This window comes from Sporosarcina sp. ACRSL (assembly GCF_022346605.1).
Lineage (GTDB): Bacteria > Bacillota > Bacilli > Bacillales_A > Planococcaceae > Sporosarcina.
The window spans coordinates 101,511-122,032 of sequence record NZ_JAKRNT010000006.1 but is presented as its reverse complement, the minus strand read 5'-3'; the positions used below and the strand labels follow the sequence as shown (position 1 = coordinate 122,032).

The window sequence follows — 20,522 nt, the reverse complement described above, 5'->3', positions numbered from 1 at the left end:
TTGAATGAATCAAAAAGAACCGATATGGACGAAGTCATTTATTAGTTTATTTTTTACGAACTTATCTGTTTTCATTGTTTTTTACGGCCTTGTATCAACATTGCCGCTCTATGCAAAAGATGCATTGAACCGGACGGACGAAGAAGCAGGTCTATTAATGACGATCTTTCTACTATCCGCAATTATTGTAAGACCGTTTTCTGGCAAGCTGCTTGATATTGCGGGGAAACGAAAAATGTTGTTGCTCAGCTTGTTTTTCTATCTCATTTGTACCATTCTATATTATTTCATTACACCGTTCGGGGGCTTGCTTGCTTTACGATTCTTCCAAGGTATTTGGTTCAGTATTGTAACGACAGCGGCTGGGTCGCTCGCAGCTGACATTGTCCCGGAGCGCAGGCGAGGGGCGGGGCTTGGCTACTTTGTTATGTCAACAAACTTGGCGGTAGTCGTCGGTCCATTCATTGCCCTATTTATCATTCAATCATTTTCATACGACGCTTTATTCATCTTGATGAGTATTTTAATGATTATTGGTGCGCTCGTTTCATTGCTTATTCCCAAAATGGAAAAAGTGCAACCAACGAAATCATCAAAGCGTTTTACGTGGAACGACCTGTTTGAGAAAAAAGCGATGCCAATTGCAATACTAGCGAGTTTGATCGCCTTTTCGTATGGAAGTGTTCTTTCTTACTTATCGATATATGCCCAAGAAAAAGGCTTACTTGCATACGCTAGCTTCTTTTTTGCGGTATTTGCAGCAGTCATGCTTATTTCAAGGCCATTTACAGGGAGAATCTTTGACGAAAAAGGGCCTTCGTACATCTTGATTCCAGGCTTCCTTATGTTTTTCCTCGGTCTTTTCATCCTAGCTTTCATGAATTCCGCGGGATTATTCCTCATTGCAGGGGCGTTTGTCGGGCTTGGATATGGAGCGCTTGTTCCTAGTATGCAGACGCTTGCTATCCAATCGACAACCCATCAACGAAGTGGGTACGCGACCGCCACATTTTTCACTTTGTTCGACACTGGAATAGCTATAGGGTCGTATGTTTTAGGCATTATTGCGGTACAACTCGGATATCAGAGTGTCTATTTGCTGTCGAGTCTTCTTGTACTTGCAGTGCTCGTATTATATGTAGCAACTATAGGTAAACGTCGTAATAAAAAGATAGCAAGCTAGTGTTATTAAAATTTCGCGTTACCTTTTGATAGTTTAGGGTATAGAGACTCTATAACTTTATTATAGGAGTCGATTTTGTTTTGGACAGAAAGTTTTGGAAGAACCCAGTTTTCACGATTTCATCCGTCGTTATTTTATTGCTAGTCATTATCGGAGCGGTTATTCCCGGACCGTTCGGGAATGTGGCTGACAGATTATATAGCTTTACGACGGAGAAGTTTGGTTGGTTTTATTTGTTGGCAGTTTTTATCGTCGTAATTTTCTTGGCCGGTTTGGCAATTAGCAAGTTTGGGGCAATCCGTTTAGGAGGAGATGACGAGCGCCCTGATTATCCATTCTTCACATGGATTGGGATGCTGTTTTCCACCGGTTTCGGTGTAGGTCTCGTATTCTGGGGAGTTGCGGAGCCGATGAGTCATTTCTTTTCGGCACCGCTAAATGGAATTGAGCCGCAATCCGACGAAGCCGCCCGGGTTGCAATGGGCTACTCATTCTTCCACTGGGGAATCTCACAATGGGGCATTTTTGGCATCGTCGGTCTCGTCATCGGATTTTTGCAATTCCGCAAAAAGAAGGACGGTCTTATTTCAACTGCCCTCGAGCCGTTGGTTGGATCGAATCGGCATCTTAAGACGGGAATCGATTCATTTGCTGTCATTGCAACGGTAATGGGGATTGCGACGTCACTTGGCATGGGCGTATTGCAAATGAGTGGCGGTCTTGAATATGTTTTTAATATAAAAAGCTCGTTTTTGATTCAGTTCATAATCATTTTTTTAGTTTTCATAGCGTATATGCTGTCGGCATCCTCTGGCTTGAATAAAGGAATTGCGTATTTGGGCAATTTCAATTTAGCAATGGCACTCGCCATGCTCGTCTTCTTCTTTGTCGTCGGTCCGAAAGTTTTCATTTTGGAAAGCTTCACATTGGCGATTGGGGACTACATAAATAATTTCATTCGATATAGTTTGCGTCTTCAGCCATATCAGGGCGGAACATGGGTGAGAGAGTGGACGGTTTTCTACTGGGCATGGACGATTGCGTGGTCGCCTTTCGTCGGAGCTTTCGTAGCACGAGTATCAAAAGGGCGTACAATCCGCGAGTTCATTGCAGGAGTCATGGTCATTCCGCCTTTGTTCGCCTGTATGTGGATCGCCACTTTAGGGGGAACAGCGCTGTATAGCGACTTGAATAATGGGGCAAAGATTGCGGAATCGGTAGATGCGGATGTAACTTCGGCCATTTTCGAGACGCTTAAGCAATTGCCGTTCACCGGTGTTGTTTCTTTTCTGTTTATCGTTCTTATTTTTACTTTCTTAATTACTTCCGCAGATTCTGCGACCTATATTTTGGCGAGTATGACAACGAAAGGGAGCTTATTCCCACCCCTTCTTGTCAAGATGATTTGGGGGTTTCTCATGTCTGCGATTGCAGCAGTGTTGCTATTCGCAGGCGGTTTAGAGGCGCTGCAGTCGGCTTCCCTAGTATCAGCCTTGCCGTTTACGCTATTCCTAATTTTGCTTATTTTCTCTTTAGGAAAGTTGTTGAGGAAGGAACCGATCACCGTGAGGCCTGCAGACATCAGGCAGTTTGAGAAGATTGAGCAGGAAGTGAAGAAGAAGGCGAGTAGAAGGAAAAGGAAAGATAAATGAATATATGACAGAGGGTGGGATTTTCCCAGCCCTCTCAGCCTGTTGACAAACGCTCGCATCCGTTGTTGCTCGTGTCGCTCGTCCGCTCATGAACTTTAGTTCTATTCGCGTCTTCGCTCCACTTCGCGCCTAGGCTGACAAGCGTTTTCAATCAGGCTGAGGGTAACTCTTCTTTATTATTATTTCCCTTAAAAAACATTATTTATTTAGAGTACAGTCGATTTAACGCGGCTTTGAAGGGAGGTTTTATGTTTGTTTCGGGTCGAATAGCTTCGGTCATCAGTTCGGCTTCCTCCACTGTCTCCGTCTTGCCCAATTCGAGCAATGTGGCCGCAGCCAATGTGCCACCGCGTCCTCTTCCGGTGTTGCAATGGAAATAAATGTTTTTCCCGGATTTGTATGCTTCTACAACTTTGGTTACCGCTTCGCGGATAGATTCGTCTTGGGCATCAGCATCATCCAGCAGAGGCTGATGAACGCTTATCTCACTCGGTAATGGCCCGTCAACTTTTGCACGCAAATCATAGATGATATCGATCTTTTCATTCGCTAGCAACTCATCGATGGCATCCACTCCTCCGAAGAAGATGCGGTCGGTCACCAAAGCTTTATACGGTTTGCTTGTCATGTGGTTCGCCTTCTTTCGATTTATTTTTGTCGTCAGCGTTAATTGAATAAACGATCTTTTCAGGGAGTTGAAGACAGTTTAATTGACCGCCATATACAGCTCCTCCGTCAATACCAATAATTCGGTTTTTGCCATAAAAGACAGAACATGATTGCTTGTCCTCATGTAACATCTTCGTCGGTGTATGGCCAAAAATAACCGTTTTCTCGCCTGCATATCCATTATGGAAAATGTCCCGGATCCAGATGAGCTCATATGGGTCTGTTTCTGCAATTGATTTCTCAGGATGGACACCTGCATGGACGAATATCGTATCATCTGTTTCTACATAATAATCGAGGTGTTGGATGAAGTTCAAATGTTTCTCCAATGTTTCGGAATGGATGTTAGGTTTGACAAACGGCGCATCCTCTTCCACTTTGAATTCTTCTTCTGAAAAACCGTAGCTTTTCAATGTTGCGTCTCCGCCATTGCGATTCGTCCAATTCTTCCAAACGCGTTCTTCGTCTGTCGTCAATGCTCTCACCATCATATCTTCATGGTTCCCTTTCAAAACGATAGCCCCTTCATCCTTTAACTGCATCACCTTGTCAATGACTCGTTTCGAATCGGGCCCCCGGTCGATATAATCGCCTAACAGAATGAGCTGGTCGTTAGTAGGATCATAATTTGCGGTTTGCAGAAGCTCTTCGAAGAGGTCAAGTTCTCCGTGGATGTCACTAATGACTAATGTTCGTTTCATTTCCCTCATCCTTCCGTAACACTTTTCATGAATGTATTCTGTAGTAATGGTACCATTATCTAAATAGTCATGAAAGGACGATGTCTATGTGTGGCCGTTTTACTTTATTTGCACCCTATTATGAAATACTCGAGCGGTTTGATGTCGAATCGGCTTTTGCTGAAAGCGATTATATTCCAAGTTACAACATCGCCCCGTCCCAACAAGTTGTCGCCATCATTAACGACGGCAAGAAAAATCGGATGGGGCATCTTCGCTGGGGGTTGATTCCCCCGTGGGCGAAGGATGAGAAAATTGGTTATAAAATGATCAATGCACGTGCAGAAACAGTGGCGGAAAAGCCAAGTTTCAGAAAAGCCTTCCAAAAACAGCGCTGCATTCTTCCAGCAGATTCCTTTTACGAATGGCAACGGAAAGGTGGAGAGAAAATTCCGATGCGCATTAGGCTGAAGTCTGATGAACTGTTTGGCATCGCGGCGCTTTGGGAATCTTGGAAGTCTCCTGACGGCAAGGTTATTCACACATGCACCGCAATCACAACCCAACCGAATGATTTAATGAAGCCGATTCATGATCGTATGCCGGTCATCTTGAAGAGGGAAGATGAAGCTGCTTGGCTTGATCCTTCGAATAATGATATTGATTTCCTGGGGAATATGCTTCAGCCGTTCGACGAGAGGCAAATGGATGCATATAGTGTCTCATCCGCTGTAAATTCACCGAAGAATAACGAAGCTCAGCTCATTGTTCCGGTTTGTTGACTGAAAGTTGAAACGAATTCCCTTTCTCTACGTCTACTTGATAGAGTAGAAGAAGGGTAGGGATTCGGATGAGAATGAAGCTATTTATTCCTTTTGGAATAATGATGGTCATATTTCTACTATGGAAACCGTTAGACGCATCTGCCTGTTCATGCATGATGCCACCGCCTCCGGAAGATGCAATGAATGAGGCGGATGCAGTATTCACGGGTGAAGTTGTGGAAGTTATCGAGAACGGCAAACTAATTCGAGGTTCAGGCAAAACGGTTCATTTCAAAGTGGATAAGGCATGGAAAGGTACGGATGATTCCGAAATGGTCATCACAACAGGATTCGGCGGTGGCGATTGCGGAATTCCTTTCGAGAAAGGGCAAAAATACCTTGTCTATGCCTCAACGAGCGATATGTATGTGAGCAATACATTATCGACGACGATCTGCCACCGGACGACCGAAATTGCCTATGCGACAGAAGATTTGAATGCAATTGGGGAAGGGCAGGAAGTAAGTGGGCAGCAAGATAGCGCTGATGAAGTTGACCAAAGTTTCCCTTGGTGGGCATTTGTTGTTTTCATACTTGGTTTAGTCGCCATCTTCATTTTGTTCAAAGTTAAAAATAACAAAAACAAAGCGCGCGGTTGATTTGCACTGTGCGCTTTGTTCGTCTAAAGGATGCCTTAATTTCTGCAAAAACCGCAGAAATACGGCAAATCGAACCCTTCGCAGTTCGATTTGCTCGGGACATAAGGCAAAGCTACTGCGTGGCAAACACCGTCACTTCGTATCTTTGTCTTATGCCTGTCGCAGCGAAAGCCGTCACGTAGAACGGCTTTTGCGAGTAAAAGCGCAGCGTTACGAGCACATCTTTGCACTTGCTGTCACGTAGAACGGCTTTTGCGAGTAAAAGCGCAGCGTTACGAGCACATCTTTGCACTTGCCGTCACGTAGAACGGCTTTTGCGAGTAAAAGCGCAGCGTTACGAGCACATCTTTGCACTTGCCGTCACGTAGAACGGCTTTTGCGAGTAAAAGCGCAGCGTTACGAGCACCAGTCACGAGCGCCTTGCGCTTTTGTTTATGTAAAATGACATCATTCGTTCTAGTGGTCCTTTAGGAGCGATCATGTCGGCCAAATCCAATATCGGTATTGGGAAGTAAGGGAATCCCCATGCGTAAGGAGTGATTTCATATAGCTGGAAGTAGATGACAATAGACGTGTCCGCAATATAGAAGCCTTGGTCGCTTCGGATTCCTTTGAAGGGCGTGTCCAATAATTGTACGTTCCACTTTTCAATATCTCTTCGGATAATATCGGACAATACAGTTACATAATCACTTCCCGGTTTGAATAAATCCTTCAATTCATACTGCTTGCCGGTATGCACGTCAAACGTAAGCGACTTGATCACCGTCAAACCATGGGCACCGCCCGTGAAAGAATAGACGATTAGAGTTAAACTTAGAATACCTCGTTGATTGTTTTTAATTTCAAAGTTGGCTAGCAGTTCAACGAGCTCCTTAGCGTAAAAATTTTGTTCGACAAGGAGTGCATTCAGTGTCTGGATGATAGCGCTGTTTATTTTCCGTTGAATCATTGCATTGTTCATTTGAGTGACGACTGGGTAATAGACATTGATATTAGGCGATTCGTGAGGAAGCTTCTTCGTCAATATGGTAACCGGAAGATTCATGTCGGCCGCGTCCTTTCTTTTGCGTAAGTCCTCTAGTATATGAAAAGCGGAAGGACAAATGACTCCATTGTAGAATGCTTGCCCTAAAGGACAGCTAACATTTCGCATTCGGATGAGAATTATGGTAGGATTTAGATTCACAAAAGAAGAGGACGTGAATATGAATGATCTCCATTACAATACCGAATCCGGATGTAACAATTACGCAGAGACAACAAGAAATGAACGGTGATGAAGCGCCGATCAAACCGATCAATGGTTTTATCGACCTTCATGAAATTCCACGTGACAAAGGGGGACTCATCCTTTTTTACAACAAAAGCGATGAACTACTGTTTGCAGGTAAAGCAAGAAAGCTGCGCCAGCGTGTGAAAAAGCATCTTGAAGATAATGTATCCCCACTTAAAAACCATCGCGATGAAATTAACAAGATTTCCGTCATCATTGTCGAAGATCCGATGGAACGGGAAATCTACGAAACGTATATCATCAATACGTTGCGTGCGAAATATAACATCGACAAAGTGTTTTTTGAATAAATGAAAGTATACCGTTTCCCTGATCGATTTGGGGAAACGTTTTTTTATGTGGGATGATTTTACTCTCTGCATAACGCATTACAAATCTGACCTGAATTACTGTAAAATGAATGGTAGATTGCTTTCTATATACGAAATAGAATTATGCTCGGTTCGATGAATTTATGCGTGTTTAGAAGTTTTTATGCGTGATTTCTGAGACTTATGCGTATATAGCTTCGTTTATGCGCGATTTTTACGGTTTATGCGTTTTTGGAGGCATTTATGCGCGGTTCGGTGAATTTATGCGTTTTTGCGAGATATATTTACAGGGGGTTGAGGATAATGAAGTTCTTTCATACGGCTGATTGGCATCTCGGCAAGCTTGTGCAAGGTGTACATATGACTGAAGGGCAGCGGCATGTCCTTCGTCAATTTGTGGAGGCGGTACGTAGTGAGAAGCCCGACGCCGTCATCATTGCGGGCGACCTTTATGATAGGCAGGTTCCGCCACCAGAAGCGGTCGCATTATTGGATGATGTACTGTGGGAAATAGTAATGGAGTTGAAAACGTCGGTCATTGCAGTGGCAGGCAACCATGATAGCCCTGGACGTCTGCAATTCGGCAGCAGGTTAATGCGGTCGAACGGTTTTCATATCGTCGGACAACTGTCTGCACAACCTGAACCGGTCATTCTGACAGATGATTATGGTGAAGTTCATTTTCATTTAGTACCGTATTGTGATCCATCGATTGTGAAGCATCTCTTTGAAGAGGATGATGTCATTGACCATCATACGGCAATGGAGAAAGTGGTCGGCCGGATTTGTGGACAAATGGACAAGACTGCTCGTCATATTTTTGTAGGACATGCTTTTGTCACTCCTCTCGGTGAAGAGGAGGAAAACACGAGCGATTCTGAGCGTCCTCTTGCCATTGGTGGGGCTGAATATGTCGCAGCCCATTTATTCAAGCCATTCCACTACACTGCGCTTGGTCATTTGCATCAGGCGCACTACGTACACGATGAAACAATCCGTTATGCAGGATCGCCAATGAAATATTCGATTTCTGAAGAGAAACATAATAAGGGATTTTTCATCGTGGAAATGGACGGCGAAGGGAAATTGGAAGTCGAAAAGAGGATGCTGACTCCGTTGTATGACATGCGAACAATTGTGGGGACAATGGATGAAATTCTTGCCCAACCACCGAGCGAGGACTTTGTGTTCGTCAAATTGCTTGACGAAACGCCGATTTTATTTCCGATGGAAAAAGTGAAATCAGTGTTTCCAAATGCGATGCATATCGAAAGGAAACTAGTGCGGACATCGGCGACAGTCGAACATCAATCAGCAGCAACAATGGAGAAACCAGATGATCTGACACTTTTCCGGTTCTTTTATTCCGAGATGAATGATGTTGAGCCTGATGCGGAAACGGAGAGGATCTTTGCCGAAGTGCTGCAGGAAGTGAAAGGGGGCGTTGATGAATGAAGCCGATTCAATTGACGATGACCGCTTTCGGTCCATACAAGGGAACGGAAGTGATTGATTTCCGTCGTCTGGAAGAGCATCGGTTGTTTGTTGTTTCCGGTGCGACAGGTGCCGGTAAAACGACTATTTTTGATGGTATCTGCTTTGCTTTATATGGACAGGCAAGCGGAGAGGATCGGACTGAATTCCGCTCGATGCGAAGCGATTTTGCGGATGATGCTGTACAGACAGCGGTAGAGCTAATTTTCGAAATAAACCGTCGTACGTTCCGGATTATGCGTCAAATACCGTATACGAAAAGTGGCAATAAAAGTGAAACACCCGCCAGATGCGAGTTTTTCGAACTGGTCGACGGTTTGGAAGTTCCATTTGTCGATCGTCAAATCGTTTCGGAAATTAATCGGAAAGTGGAGGAGCTTGTCGGTTTTACTCAAGCTCAATTCAGCCAGATTGTCATGCTTCCACAAGGTGAATTCCGTAAATTCCTGACGTCCGATACGGAAAATAAGGAAACGATTATGCGAAAAATTTTCAAGACGGAACAATATAGGGAAATCGTCAATCGCTTAAAGACAAGAAGAGATGCAGCAAATGAACGGTTGCTGGATGAAAGAAGAAAAGTGGATGGATTCATTCAACAAATTCCGAACATTATTCCGCAGAGGGAATCTCTGATCTTTGAAGTGTTAGCTCAGGAGTATTCGAATCCTTTACAAGTACTGGACGGGCTGGAACAGGAAATCCAACATTATGCGATAAAACGTTCCGAAGATGAAAAGAAGTATACCGCTGCCTATCAAAAGCATGCTGAAATGCTAGAAGCGTATCATACAGCGAAAAAATATAATGAGCAATTTGAGCTGTTGGAACAACGTAAAACGATTTTTGAAAAGTTGAAGGAAGAAATTCCATCTGTTCAAATAAAGGAAAAACGGATCGCTGATGCCGAAAGGGCGTCGGTTATCCATGAAATCGAAAGCCAGTTCCGACAGCTTGATGAAGAGAAAAAGTCTAAGGAAATTGAGTTCCAACAAGCGGTCACGGCTGTACAAGAATTAAAGAAGCAGCTCGAGGAAAAAGATTTTGCATATAAGCAAGAAGAGGGAAAAGAGCAAGAGCGAGGAAAGATAGCTGAACAGCTCATCCGATTACGCGACCATCTCCCTGCTGTATCGGACTTGGCTGCAAAGGAAGCAAATGTACAAAAACTGAAAGAGAAAATCGGTAAACTGGAAGGCGAATTCAGAGCCGTCACTGAAAAGGAAAAGGTAGAAAAGAAAAAGTTAGCCGACCTGAATGTGAATATAGAGAAAATTGAACAGGCGATCACTCCTTATGATAAGCTCATTGAACAATTAAATACGATTAGAACACATTACAAAGTCGTCCGGGATTATGAAAAGCTGAAAAAAGAATCCGCAGTTTTGAAAGAACAGAAAGAGAGTGCATCCATCAAGTGCATTCAAACGAAAAATGAATTTGAAGCAATGCAAAATGCGTGGTTGAATGATCAAGCAGCACATTTGGCGCAGACGTTGAAAGAAGGAGAACCTTGCCCAGTTTGCGGAAGTGCTCATCACCCTTCAAAAACAAGTAGACATGATAATGCAGCGATATCTCGTTCTGAACTTGATCGGAAAAGATCCTATTTGGCAGACGTGGAAAGCGCATTCCGTTCTGTAGAGGCGAAATTTGAAAATAGTCTCGCTCAAATTACTGCAATCGAACAAGAAATGAATGATCTTCAAATTAATGAAGGGTTGGAAGTGTTGTTTAAAAAGGGGCAGGAAACAGCTGAGAAAGTGGAGAAGCTGAAAATGCTGCGAGATGAGCTTGTTTCATTGAAAAAACAACAAAAAAGAATGGATGAAGAATCGACAGCATGGACGACTCGGAAATCTGAAATTGAACAAGCGTTATTCGAACATAAGACAATTTATGCACAGGAATCTGCTTTGCTGGAAAAGGAGTTATCTTCCATTCCGGAAGGGCTTCGGGATTTGTCTCGCCTACAAACGGAGATCAAAGAAACAGAAACCCGTAAACGCAGAATGGAAGAAGCGTGGCAAAACGCACGAAAAAGCTTGGAAGAGGCAAGGGAAAAGTTGGCGACTTCTATAAATACCGAGCATCATGTAAAGAAATCATTAGATGAATGTATCGGAAAAAGAGCACAAGCGGAAGAAAGGTATAAAACAGCACTAACAACCTCCGAGTTCGGTTCGGAGGAGGAATATAGGCAAGCCAAGATGACAGAAGGGGACAAGCTCCATTTGAAGGAATTCGTCATGCAGTTTAAACAACGACTTCATACGACGAAGGAAGCGATTGAGGAGCTGGAAGCGAACTTAATAGGGAAAGAGACAACCGATTTGGAAGGTTTAGTTGAAACAGTGAATACGCTGAAATTGGCTTATGAAAAAGCCCTCACGGAATGGAACAACTCTATTGAATGTGAAAAGGCCTTGATACGGTTGAAATCGGATATAGAAAAGACGGCAAAAGCCGTGGCTGATCTCGAAAGGGAAGTCGGTAAGATTACAGGCTTATATGATGTTATCCGTGGCCAAAATGATCATAAATTGTCGTTTGAACGATTCATTCAAATCGATTATTTAGAGAGAATCATCCAATCCGCGAATGAAAGGCTCAGAAATCTATCGAATGGACAATATGAACTGATTCGCAGTGATCGCCAAGAGATGAGGGGTAGACAGAGTGGTCTAGGTTTGGATGTGTATGATGCGTATACCGGGCAAAACAGGGATGTGAAAACATTATCCGGAGGAGAGAAATTCAATGCATCCTTAAGCTTGGCGTTAGGGATGGCGGATGTCATTCAAAGTCATCAAGGGGCAGTATCCATTGAAACGATGTTCATTGATGAAGGGTTCGGAACGTTGGATGAGGAAGCATTGCAAAAAGCGGTTGATACGCTCATAGATTTGCAAAAGTCCGGAAGAATGATCGGTGTCATTTCACATGTGGAGGAGTTAAAAACGGCTTTTCCGGCTATACTAGAAGTGCAGAAGTCCAAGGAAGGGCATAGTGTCACTCGATTTGTATTGAAATGAAAAAGAGCAGGACGGAAAACTACGTCCGCCTGCTCTTTTTTTTTGTGTGAAATTTGATTTTATTAATAAAATATTATATTCGAAGAATATTTTACTATTGCATTTTACAGTCAGGGAGCTTATTATTAGAAAACAGCAATATATTGCATACGTTATAAAACATAATCTACAACATGAAGGGACTCAAATATTATGCAAAATAAATTGTCTTTTTCTTCTTTTCTTTTTATCGGAATCATGCTGTTTGCCCTTTTCTTCGGTGCAGGTAACTTAATATTCCCTGCTCAGCTAGGACAAAACGCAGGGACAAGTCTTTGGCCGGCAGTTATCGGCTTTCTCGTAACTGGGGTAGGCTTGCCTTTCCTGGGTATACTGGCAATGGGCTTTTCGGGTAGTCGGAACTTACAGGATTTGGCGAGTCGCGTTCACCCTGTCTATGCAGTTATATTTACATCTTTATTATATTTGACGATTGGTCCATTCTTTGCAGCTCCACGGACTGGGGCAGTTGGTTTTGAAATCGGTATTGCTACATTCATTCCGGAAGAATACATGGGACTCGGTTTATTTATCTTCACACTCATTTTTTTCGGATTGACATTATGGCTATCGCTCAACCCATCAAAAATCGTGGATCGGATCGGAAAAATCATGTCGCCGGCCATCATTGTATTATTGCTCGTATTACTCGTAATAGCCTTCATCAATCCGATTGGGGAAATCCAATCGCCTGTTGGTGCCTATGCAGATGGAGCATTCATGAAAGGATTCATGGAAGGGTATAACACGATGGATGCCTTGGCATCGCTAGTCTTTGGAATTATCGTCATCAATGTCCTCCGGTCCATGGGCGTTACAAATAATGTTCAAATCCTTTCTGCTACTGCAAAAACAGGAGTTATTGCTGCGGGGTTCTTGGCACTGATCTATGTCGGAATTGCTTATCTTGGAGCGACGACTACTGAAAAATTCGGTATTTTTGAGACAGGCGGTCCTGTGTTAAGCGGCGCATCCGAGTATTATTTCGGGACGTTTGGATCTGTCATGCTCGCGGTGGTTATCATTCTTGCTTGTTTAACAACAAGTATCGGACTAATCACAGCTTGTGGTGAATATTTCCACACGCTTATGCCGAAAGTGAGCTACAAAATGCTTGTGACGATTTTTTCGACATTCTGCTTCGTTGTAGCAAACTTCGGATTGTCTAACATCATTACGTATTCCATTCCGATGCTGATGTTTTTATATCCTCTAGCGATCGTTCTTATGTTGCTGACATTCACGTCGCCATTGTTTAATCATTCAAGATTCGTTTATATGAGTGCAACGGCAGTGGCATTTTTGATAAGTATCGTTGATGGAGTGAAGACCCTATACGGTACACTAGAAATTAGTGAAGAGAATTGGCCCAACTGGCTTAGTGGGATCGTAAATTTCTATGATAGCATCTTGCCATATTACAGCGAAGGTCTTGGCTGGCTCTTGCCGGTACTAATCGTAACGCTCGTCACAGGCATCTTTGCCAAATTATTTCAACCAGCTGCTAATTCATAAAAATAAAAGGCGCTCCTCAGTGGAGTGCCTTTTTAACGACATTCCGAAAGAATTCTCCCTCTTCAAGCGTGTGAAGGGTGAAGCCCAACGGTAAGTGGGAGATGAATTTCGGTTGGCGATAGCCAACACCTCTTTTGATTGGTATAATAGGAACAGGTATTCCTATTATTCTGAAATGAGGTGATTTGAGTGGCACATAAAGCATACAAATTTCGAATCTACCCGACAAAGGAACAGGAAGACTTTTTGGTCAAGACTTTTGGATGTGTTCGATTTGTCTACAATAAAATGCTGGCGGAACGCAAGGAAACCTACGAAAAACTCAAAGATAACATGACATTGCTGAAGAAACAGAAGCTTCCGACGCCTGCCAAATATAAGAAAGAATTTGAGTGGCTCAAGGAGGTTGATAGCCTGGCACTCGCTAACGCCCAGTTGAATCTGCAAACAGCGTTTTCCAATTTCTTCTCAGGAAAGGCTAAGTATCCGAAATTCAAGAATCGTAAGTCGAAACAATCCTACACGACAAACATGGTCAACGGAAACATCAAGATTCTGGATGCCCACATCAAACTTCCAAAACTCACACCCCTTAGAATGAAACAGCATCGCGAAATCCCATCCCATCATGTCATCAAGTCATGCACCATTTCCCGTTCAGCCACTGGAAAGTACCATATTTCCATTCTCACAGAATACGAACACAATCCGGGGAAAAAAGAAATCAACCGTGTAGTCGGATTGGATTTTGCCATGGATGGACTTTTTGTCGAGAGCGAAAAGGGTAAGAAAGCCAATTATCCACGATTCTATCGACAGGCAGAAGACAAACTGGCAAAGGAACAGAGAAAATTGTCCAAAATGATGAATGGCTCCTCCCGTTGGAAAAAGCAACGGATAAAAGTCGTCAAACTCCACGAAAGAGTGGCAAACCAACGAAGGAACTTCCTTCATCAAGAGTCTAGAAAGTTGGTAAAGAGATACGATTGTGTCGTCATCGAAGATCTTGATATGAAGGGGATGTCGAAGGCCTTCCGTTTCGGCAAAAGCGTTGCCGACAACGGGTGGGGGATGTTCACGACATTCTTACGTTATAAATTGGATGAAGAAGGTAAGCAACTCATCAAGATTGACAAATGGTTTCCTTCATCGAAGACGTGTTCGGCCTGTGGGTATGTCAATGCTGCCTTACACCTCTCCGAACGAATTTTTGATTGCGATTGCGGATTCGTTATCGACCGGGATTGGAATGCCGCTATCAACATCAAGAATGAGGGACAGTTGATGCTGGACTTGCCCTGATGAAACGGAACTCTTGGAACAAGAGGGATAGCTCGGTCTGTTTTCGCCGGCTACTAGAAGCGGCGATAAGTCGAGAAGCCCCCACTTCAAACGCAAGGCGTTAAGTGGGGGTAGTTCACTCTGTTTTCATGGAATTAAATTCGTCAATGGCCCGGAGCCAATTTTCTCGCATGACGGCTGCCACTTTTTCCTTATTGCCTTCTGTTAGAAAACGGATGATGTCCTTATGCTCATCTATCGACTTTTCTGTCATAATAATAGAATTATGAAAGAATAGCCTGCGCACATGGGGTTGCAAAGAAGCAACGATTGAATGTATATATCGGTTGGCTGCATGGTCAACGATGATCTGATGGAATTCTTCATCGATTTTCAATGCGCTAAAATAATCTTCGGCTTGGACAGCCTTCGCGAAACGATGATTCGTCTCTTCTAATTCCTCGATGGTGCTTTCATTCAAAGTCGGGATTGCGAGTTCAGCAGACAATGCCTGCAAGACAGCCAATGGCGGTAATAAATCATTAATTGATTCTTTGTCCACTTCTGTCACTTGTGTTGCTTTTCCCGGGTACATTTTTACAAATCCTTGGACCTCGAGCAGCTGGAGCGACTCACGGATTGGCGTTCTACTTACGCCAAGCGCCTCCGCCAATTCGACGTCGTTCAGTTTTTCTCCTGGCTGCAATGTACCATCGATGATCCATTGCTGTAATTGTGTAAATGCATTTTCTTTCGCCGTTTTTCGTGTCTGCTTTTGATATTCTGTAGGTATCGGCATTACAGATCACCATCCTGGTCGCAATTTTAAAAAGCTTTACTATTACTAGTACTTTTAGTATACAGGAAATTATTGTTACTGGGAAGGTTTTTTGATATGCAATATATTGTATTTATAATAGACGGGAGTAGACGAGTGAAATATCATGATCTCCTTCTGCTGCTCCGTACGATATCTCTTCCCGTACGAAATCAAAGCCTTTCGCTTCGTAAAATGGGATTCCATACTCATTCCCTTTTGCAACAGAAACCCATTGCCGCTCGGCTCCATAAGAATACTTTTGTATTTTTGAATAAAAAGTAAGCAGTCTCGTACCGATTCCGGCCCCTCTCTCATCTGGATCAACATAGAAGATGTAAATCTCCCCGTCCGTTTCATCTTTCATCCCACCACCGATGACACCGAGGATTTGTCCATCCTTTTCGGCGACAAAATAGCCATGCCAACTTCTGTCGATTGTCGTAACTTCCTGTTTGATGCGTTCGACATTGTAATATTTCTTAATAAGTCGCTTAATATAAGCTTCTGAAAACAGTTTTTCGTACGTGAACCATTGGCACTTAGAAAGCAAGTCAGCTATGGTTTTTGCTTCGTCCGACCTTGCTATTCTCACTAAAATTTCTGTCAATTATCATCTTCCTCCTGTTGTAATATTCACTTCTCTTTTGTAATCATAATGGTTGCAGATTGTAACATCCATGTAATATTTCATTGCTAAGCTATGAATAGACTAAAAAAGTGGGGAGTAGAAAACTTGGGAAAACATATTGTGACGCTAATTTTTACAGTAGTTTTATTATTCGGTGTAACGACCGAAAGTTTTGCAGCCTCTTCAACGTATACGGTCAACATAGGTGACACTCTTTATAGTATCGCAGAAATTCATAATATCACCGTGGAAGAATTGAAATCTTGGAATGACATTAAGTCAGACGTCATTCATCCAAACCAAAAATTGAAGGTCGTAAAATCTGATACGACTGTACAAAAACAATCGTCATCGAAAAAGGATGCCAAAACACCATCACGCTCCGATGACGACGATGTAGTAAAGGAAATTACGGTTTCCGCAAGTGCGTATACCGCGAATTGCAACGGATGCTCCGGCATCACGTCAACGGGCATCAACTTAAAACGCAATCCTGATGCAAAAGTGATTGCTGTCGATCCTAACGTTATCCCATTAGGCACTAAAGTGTACGTGGAAGGATACGGATATGCCATTGCTGGTGATACTGGCAGCGCGATTAAAGGAAACAAAATCGATGTTTTCTTCCCAAGCAAAAGTGAAGCGTACAAATGGGGAAGAAAAGATGTGAAGATAAAAATATTAAAATGACATTTGCTAGCCAATCCTTTCGAATGCGAAGGGGTTGGCTATTTTAATGCAACTCCATTTCCATCAATCATGGTAAACTGATGGTAAATTGGAATATGTAACTAGGAAAGGGGAAGGCAAATGAACATAACGATTGTTACCGGTGCATCGAAAGGAATCGGTTATGAGCTAATGAAACAGTTAAAAGAGAAAGGGGACAAGGTCATCGGCATCGCGAGGTCGAATCCGAATGGGGATGAGGATCTAATCATTGCAGACCTTTCAAAGACAGATCGTTTGACGGGTATGATAACGAGCATCTTGGAAGAGAATCTATCAATCGCAACATCCTTTACACTCATTAATAATGCGGGGACGGTGGAACCGATCGGATTCATCGGCTCGATTGACGAATCGAAACTGACGGATGCCCTAGCTGTTAACCTGACAGCTCCGATGATCCTTTCAAATGCATTCATTGCAGCGCTTGAAAAGTTTGAAGGTCGAAAAAGAATCGTCAATATCTCTTCAGGAGCGGGCAGGAAACCATACGAAGGGTGGGGAGTCTATTGCACAACGAAGGCGGGGCTCGATCATTTCTCCCGTGTCGTTTCAATAGAGCAGGAAAAAACTGAATTCCCAGTAGAGATCGTATCGATTGCTCCTGGAATCATTGACACGGGCATGCAAGAAACGATCCGTTCGAGCAACGCTGAAGATTTCCCATTGCTAGAGCGCTTTATCGACTATAAGGAACACGGGTATTTAAGCAGTGCAGCAGAAACTGCGAACAAGCTCATCGCGGTAGTAGAAATGGAAAACTTCAAAAACATAGGACCGATTGCGGATTTACGTCAGATCGGATAACGAAAACGCTTGTACCTCTTATAGGTCCAAGCGTTTTCCTTCTTTATCAACTTTGACTACCTTATCAAAGTCTCTCACCTTTTCAATTGCAATCAAAAATGGAGGGTTTCTTCGTTGGTTAAGCAATTCATATCTAATGACGTGAACGTCGGCTTGGTGGAGTGACTTCACATATTCAATCAATGCATCGCGCTCTTCTTTTCCACCTTCGTGACCATCGTACACAGAAATCGTTATGATTCCACCTTTTTTCAGCATTCCGAGCAGCTTATCGATTGCTTCGATAGTGGAATCTGGTTTAGTGATAATGGATAGATCTTCACTATAAGGCAAATATCCGAGATTAAACATTGCCCCGCCAATTGGCCCGTTCACGTACTGGTCGATATTGGCATGGCTGTCCAAAATAAGTGTGACACGGTCATTCAGCTCGTCCAATCTGTTTGCTGTTGCTTCCAGTGCTGCCTGTTGGATATCAAATGCGAAGACACGGCCTTCTTCACCAACGAGCTCCGCGAGGAAAAACGTGTCGTTTCCGTTTCCGGCAGTCGCATCGACAACCGTCTCACCTGGCACGACCGTTTCACTGATCAATCGTTTTGAAAAAGGTAAAACACGGTGTAACAATATATTGCTCACAAATACTCAACCGCCTTTTTATAAAACTTTCCTTGGTAGCTGTCGCGTAGCTCCAACTCTTTGTCGATGCCGTTCAGCACATCCCACTTCGCCGCACTCCACATCGGGCCAATCATCAAATCGAGCGGTCCATCCCCCGTGATCCGGTGCACAATCATTTCAGGAGGCAGAATTTCAAGCTGATCGACAACGAGGTTAATATATTCTTCCTTACCGAGGAACTCCAGCAAGCCTTTTTCGTATTGTTTCACCATCGGCGTTCCTTTCAGTAAATGCAATAGATGGATCTTAATGCCTTGCACATCAAGCTTGGCTACTTGTCTAACTGTTTCCATCATCATTTCTTTATCTTCAAGAGGAAGGCCGTTAATAATATGGGTACAGATACGAATGCGGTGCTTACGCAACTTTTCCACGCCTTCTACGTAAGTGGCGTAATCATGGGCCCGATTCACTAATCGTGCCGTTTTTTCATGGACGGTTTGCAAGCCCAATTCGACCCATAAATACGTCCGGTCATTCAGTTCAGCTAAATAATCGACGACATCATCGGGCAGGCAATCGGGGCGTGTACCGATGGAAAGTCCAACGACTCCTGGTTGCTTGAGTGCGGCTTCAAACTTCTCCTTTAAAACAGGAAGTGGAGCATGCGTATTTGTATAAGCTTGAAAATAGGCGATATACTTGCCTTCTTTCCATTTCTCATGCATCTTGTCGCGGATTTCCGCAAACTGGACTTCGATCGGCTTTGCCCGATCACCCGCAAAATCACCGGAACCTGCGACACTGCAAAACGTGCAGCCGCCGTATGCGACGGTGCCATCGCGGTTTGGACAATCAAACCCTGCGTCAAGTGCGACTTTAAACACTTTGAATCCGAATTGATCCTTCAAATGCCTGGACCATGTATGATACCGTTTCCCTTCAGTCGGAAACGGGTACTTGTAGTTTGCCATCTGTTTCAACTCCTCTAGCAGTTCATTGTACCATGTTAGATTCAATCAGTGTCATCTGAATTGCGGAACATATTCTATTCTTGTTGTCTGAAACTAGGAAAAGACATACACTCGAAATAGCCTTTACTAGTAAGGGATAGAGATTGGAGGCTATAGCATGGAAATGCCTAAAAAAGTTTGGATGCTCATTATTGGGATGTTTGTCAATGTCATCGGGAACTCGTTCCTTTGGCCATTGAATACGATATATATGCATGATTACCTCGGCAAGTCATTGGCGGTAGCGGGTCTTGTCTTAATGGCAAATGCCGGAGCGGGTGTTGTCGGGAATTTGCTCGGCGGGTTTTTGTTTGATCGGATTGGTGGTTTCAAATCGATCATGGCAGGAATCATCATTTCGATTTTGGCACTCGGCTATCTTGTCTACGACCATAGTTGGTATCCATATATTATTTTGCTGACTGTATTGGGATTCAGTGGCGGCGTCATTTTTCCGAGTATGTATGCGATGGTCGGGTCTTTATGGCCTGAAGGCGGCAGAAAGGCATTCAACTCGATTTACCTTGCGCAGAACGTCGGAGTAGCCATCGGACCGGCGCTCGCTGGTCTCGTCGCTTCCATCCGTATTGATTATATCTTTTTAGCAAATTTGGTCTTTTATATGATCTTTTTCTTCATTGCTTATTTCGGGTATAGAAAGCTGGAAATTGCGCCGGATCGTCATACTGATGTTATACGGGAAACGGCTCGGATTCGAAAGAAGGCCCCATTTTATGCATTGCTCATTTTAGTAGGGGGCTATTTCATTACTTGGCTCGTCTATTCCCAATGGGCGACGACGATTTCCACCCATGCATTAGCAATAGGTGTGACGTTAAGGGAGTATAGTTTCATTTGGACAATCAATGGATTTCTGATTGTTGCGGGCCAGCCGCTTATCAAACCGCTTATTAAAAAACTTGAGAAGCAGTTGAAAGAACAGATGATTATCGGGACGGTAATCTTCATCATTTCCTTCATCGTCGTCAGTTTTGCAGGCTCGTTCCAAATGTTCATCGTCTCGATGGTCATCCTCACATTCGGTGAAATGATCGTATGGCCAGCCATTCCGACGTTGGCGAGCCAGCTTGCTCCGAAAGGGAGAGATGGATTTTACCAAGGGGTCGTGAACTCCGCAGCAACAATAGGGCGTATGGTCGGACCATTAGCGGGGGGCATCCTCGTTGAACTATACGGCATGAAAATGATGCTTTTACTATTAACAAGCCTCATGGCTATTACGATTATCACTACGCTTCTATATGACAAACCATTAAAAGCAGAGCAAAAACCGGAAGTCCAATAAGGAACTTCCGGTTTTACTA

21 protein-coding genes are annotated in these 20,522 nt (G+C 43.5%); 12 read left to right on the top strand and 9 right to left on the bottom strand.

Annotation, left to right across the window (positions count from 1 at the left end):
- The first annotated feature begins 4 nt into the window (after window positions 1-4).
- The gene (locus MHZ92_RS10300; protein WP_239431606.1) at window positions 5-1,183 is read left to right on the top strand and encodes an MFS transporter; all 1,179 of its coding nucleotides are present in this window, start codon (window positions 5-7) and stop codon (window positions 1,181-1,183) included.
- An 80-nt stretch (window positions 1,184-1,263) separates the two neighbouring features.
- Entirely contained in the window at window positions 1,264-2,835 is a 1,572-nt protein-coding gene (locus MHZ92_RS10295; protein WP_239431605.1) for a BCCT family transporter, read from the top strand.
- A gap of 202 nt (window positions 2,836-3,037) precedes the next feature.
- On the opposite strand, the gene MHZ92_RS10290 is transcribed toward MHZ92_RS10295, so the two are convergent.
- Entirely contained in the window at window positions 3,038-3,463 is a 426-nt protein-coding gene (locus tag MHZ92_RS10290; protein ID WP_239431604.1) for a protein-tyrosine phosphatase family protein, read from the bottom strand.
- Complete coding sequence (locus MHZ92_RS10285) at window positions 3,444-4,205, bottom strand: metallophosphoesterase family protein (RefSeq protein ID WP_239431603.1); 762 nt, start codon at window positions 4,203-4,205, stop codon at window positions 3,444-3,446. Before MHZ92_RS10285 ends, MHZ92_RS10290 begins: the two co-directional genes overlap by 20 nt.
- 86 nt (window positions 4,206-4,291) lie before the next feature.
- Here MHZ92_RS10285 and MHZ92_RS10280 point away from each other — a divergent pair, with 86 nt between their 5' ends.
- Window positions 4,292-4,966: an SOS response-associated peptidase gene (locus tag MHZ92_RS10280; protein ID WP_239431602.1), complete on the top strand. Its 675-nt coding sequence runs from the start codon at window positions 4,292-4,294 to the stop codon at window positions 4,964-4,966.
- 68 nt (window positions 4,967-5,034) lie between these two features.
- The gene (locus MHZ92_RS10275; protein ID WP_239431601.1) at window positions 5,035-5,607 is read left to right on the top strand and encodes a hypothetical protein; all 573 of its coding nucleotides are present in this window, start codon (window positions 5,035-5,037) and stop codon (window positions 5,605-5,607) included.
- 112 nt (window positions 5,608-5,719) lie between these two features.
- Here MHZ92_RS10275 and MHZ92_RS10270 read toward each other — a convergent pair whose 3' ends face one another.
- The 3 genes from MHZ92_RS10270 to MHZ92_RS10260 are packed head-to-tail and all read right to left on the bottom strand — an operon-like array spanning window position 5,720 to window position 6,655.
- On the bottom strand, window positions 5,720-5,899 hold the full coding sequence (locus tag MHZ92_RS10270; protein ID WP_239431600.1) for a hypothetical protein: 180 nt from the start codon (window positions 5,897-5,899) through the stop codon (window positions 5,720-5,722).
- Complete coding sequence (locus MHZ92_RS10265; RefSeq protein ID WP_239431599.1) at window positions 5,880-6,020, bottom strand: hypothetical protein; 141 nt, start codon at window positions 6,018-6,020, stop codon at window positions 5,880-5,882. The genes MHZ92_RS10270 and MHZ92_RS10265 overlap by 20 nt, the downstream gene beginning before the upstream one ends.
- Window positions 6,017-6,655, bottom strand: coding sequence for a DUF3298 and DUF4163 domain-containing protein (locus MHZ92_RS10260; protein WP_239431598.1), 639 nt, complete (start codon window positions 6,653-6,655; stop codon window positions 6,017-6,019). Before MHZ92_RS10260 ends, MHZ92_RS10265 begins: the two co-directional genes overlap by 4 nt.
- 164 nt (window positions 6,656-6,819) lie before the next feature.
- On the opposite strand from MHZ92_RS10260, the gene MHZ92_RS10255 reads away from it, so the two are divergent.
- From MHZ92_RS10255 to MHZ92_RS10235, 5 genes are all read left to right on the top strand, one after another.
- Window positions 6,820-7,194 (top strand): nucleotide excision repair endonuclease, encoded by a 375-nt coding sequence (locus MHZ92_RS10255; RefSeq protein ID WP_239431597.1) that lies wholly within the window; start codon window positions 6,820-6,822, stop codon window positions 7,192-7,194.
- Window positions 7,195-7,518: 324 nt separating this feature from the next.
- On the top strand, window positions 7,519-8,670 hold the full coding sequence (locus tag MHZ92_RS10250) for an exonuclease SbcCD subunit D (protein ID WP_239431596.1): 1,152 nt from the start codon (window positions 7,519-7,521) through the stop codon (window positions 8,668-8,670).
- Window positions 8,667-11,744, top strand: coding sequence for an AAA family ATPase (locus tag MHZ92_RS10245; RefSeq protein WP_239431595.1), 3,078 nt, complete (start codon window positions 8,667-8,669; stop codon window positions 11,742-11,744). Before MHZ92_RS10250 ends, MHZ92_RS10245 begins: the two co-directional genes overlap by 4 nt.
- A gap of 192 nt (window positions 11,745-11,936) precedes the next feature.
- Window positions 11,937-13,298, top strand: a complete 1,362-nt coding sequence (brnQ, locus tag MHZ92_RS10240) for a branched-chain amino acid transport system II carrier protein (RefSeq protein WP_239431594.1) — start codon at window positions 11,937-11,939, stop codon at window positions 13,296-13,298.
- Window positions 13,299-13,487: 189 nt separating this feature from the next.
- The gene (locus MHZ92_RS10235) at window positions 13,488-14,600 is read left to right on the top strand and encodes a transposase (RefSeq protein WP_239431593.1); all 1,113 of its coding nucleotides are present in this window, start codon (window positions 13,488-13,490) and stop codon (window positions 14,598-14,600) included.
- Between the two features lie 115 nt (window positions 14,601-14,715).
- Here MHZ92_RS10235 and MHZ92_RS10230 read toward each other — a convergent pair whose 3' ends face one another.
- Both MHZ92_RS10230 and MHZ92_RS10225 read right to left on the bottom strand, forming a co-directional pair.
- Entirely contained in the window at window positions 14,716-15,378 is a 663-nt protein-coding gene (locus MHZ92_RS10230) for a GntR family transcriptional regulator (RefSeq protein ID WP_239431592.1), read from the bottom strand.
- Between the two features lie 112 nt (window positions 15,379-15,490).
- Entirely contained in the window at window positions 15,491-16,006 is a 516-nt protein-coding gene (locus MHZ92_RS10225) for a GNAT family N-acetyltransferase (RefSeq protein WP_239431591.1), read from the bottom strand.
- A gap of 126 nt (window positions 16,007-16,132) precedes the next feature.
- Between MHZ92_RS10225 and MHZ92_RS10220 the strand changes: the two genes are divergently transcribed.
- On the top strand, window positions 16,133-16,717 hold the full coding sequence (locus tag MHZ92_RS10220; protein WP_239431590.1) for a 3D domain-containing protein: 585 nt from the start codon (window positions 16,133-16,135) through the stop codon (window positions 16,715-16,717).
- A gap of 120 nt (window positions 16,718-16,837) precedes the next feature.
- The gene (locus MHZ92_RS10215) at window positions 16,838-17,563 is read left to right on the top strand and encodes an SDR family NAD(P)-dependent oxidoreductase (RefSeq protein WP_239431589.1); all 726 of its coding nucleotides are present in this window, start codon (window positions 16,838-16,840) and stop codon (window positions 17,561-17,563) included.
- Between the two features lie 18 nt (window positions 17,564-17,581).
- Here the strand turns inward: MHZ92_RS10215 and MHZ92_RS10210 are convergent, their stop codons facing one another.
- Window positions 17,582-18,202: a class I SAM-dependent methyltransferase gene (locus MHZ92_RS10210; protein WP_370644684.1), complete on the bottom strand. Its 621-nt coding sequence runs from the start codon at window positions 18,200-18,202 to the stop codon at window positions 17,582-17,584.
- Window positions 18,199-19,158, bottom strand: a complete 960-nt coding sequence (locus MHZ92_RS10205; protein ID WP_239431588.1) for a TIGR01212 family radical SAM protein — start codon at window positions 19,156-19,158, stop codon at window positions 18,199-18,201. Before MHZ92_RS10205 ends, MHZ92_RS10210 begins: the two co-directional genes overlap by 4 nt.
- A 163-nt stretch (window positions 19,159-19,321) precedes the next feature.
- Between MHZ92_RS10205 and MHZ92_RS10200 the strand changes: the two genes are divergently transcribed.
- Window positions 19,322-20,503 (top strand): MDR family MFS transporter, encoded by a 1,182-nt coding sequence (locus MHZ92_RS10200; RefSeq protein ID WP_239431755.1) that lies wholly within the window; start codon window positions 19,322-19,324, stop codon window positions 20,501-20,503.
- The last annotated feature ends 19 nt before the right edge of the window (window positions 20,504-20,522 follow it).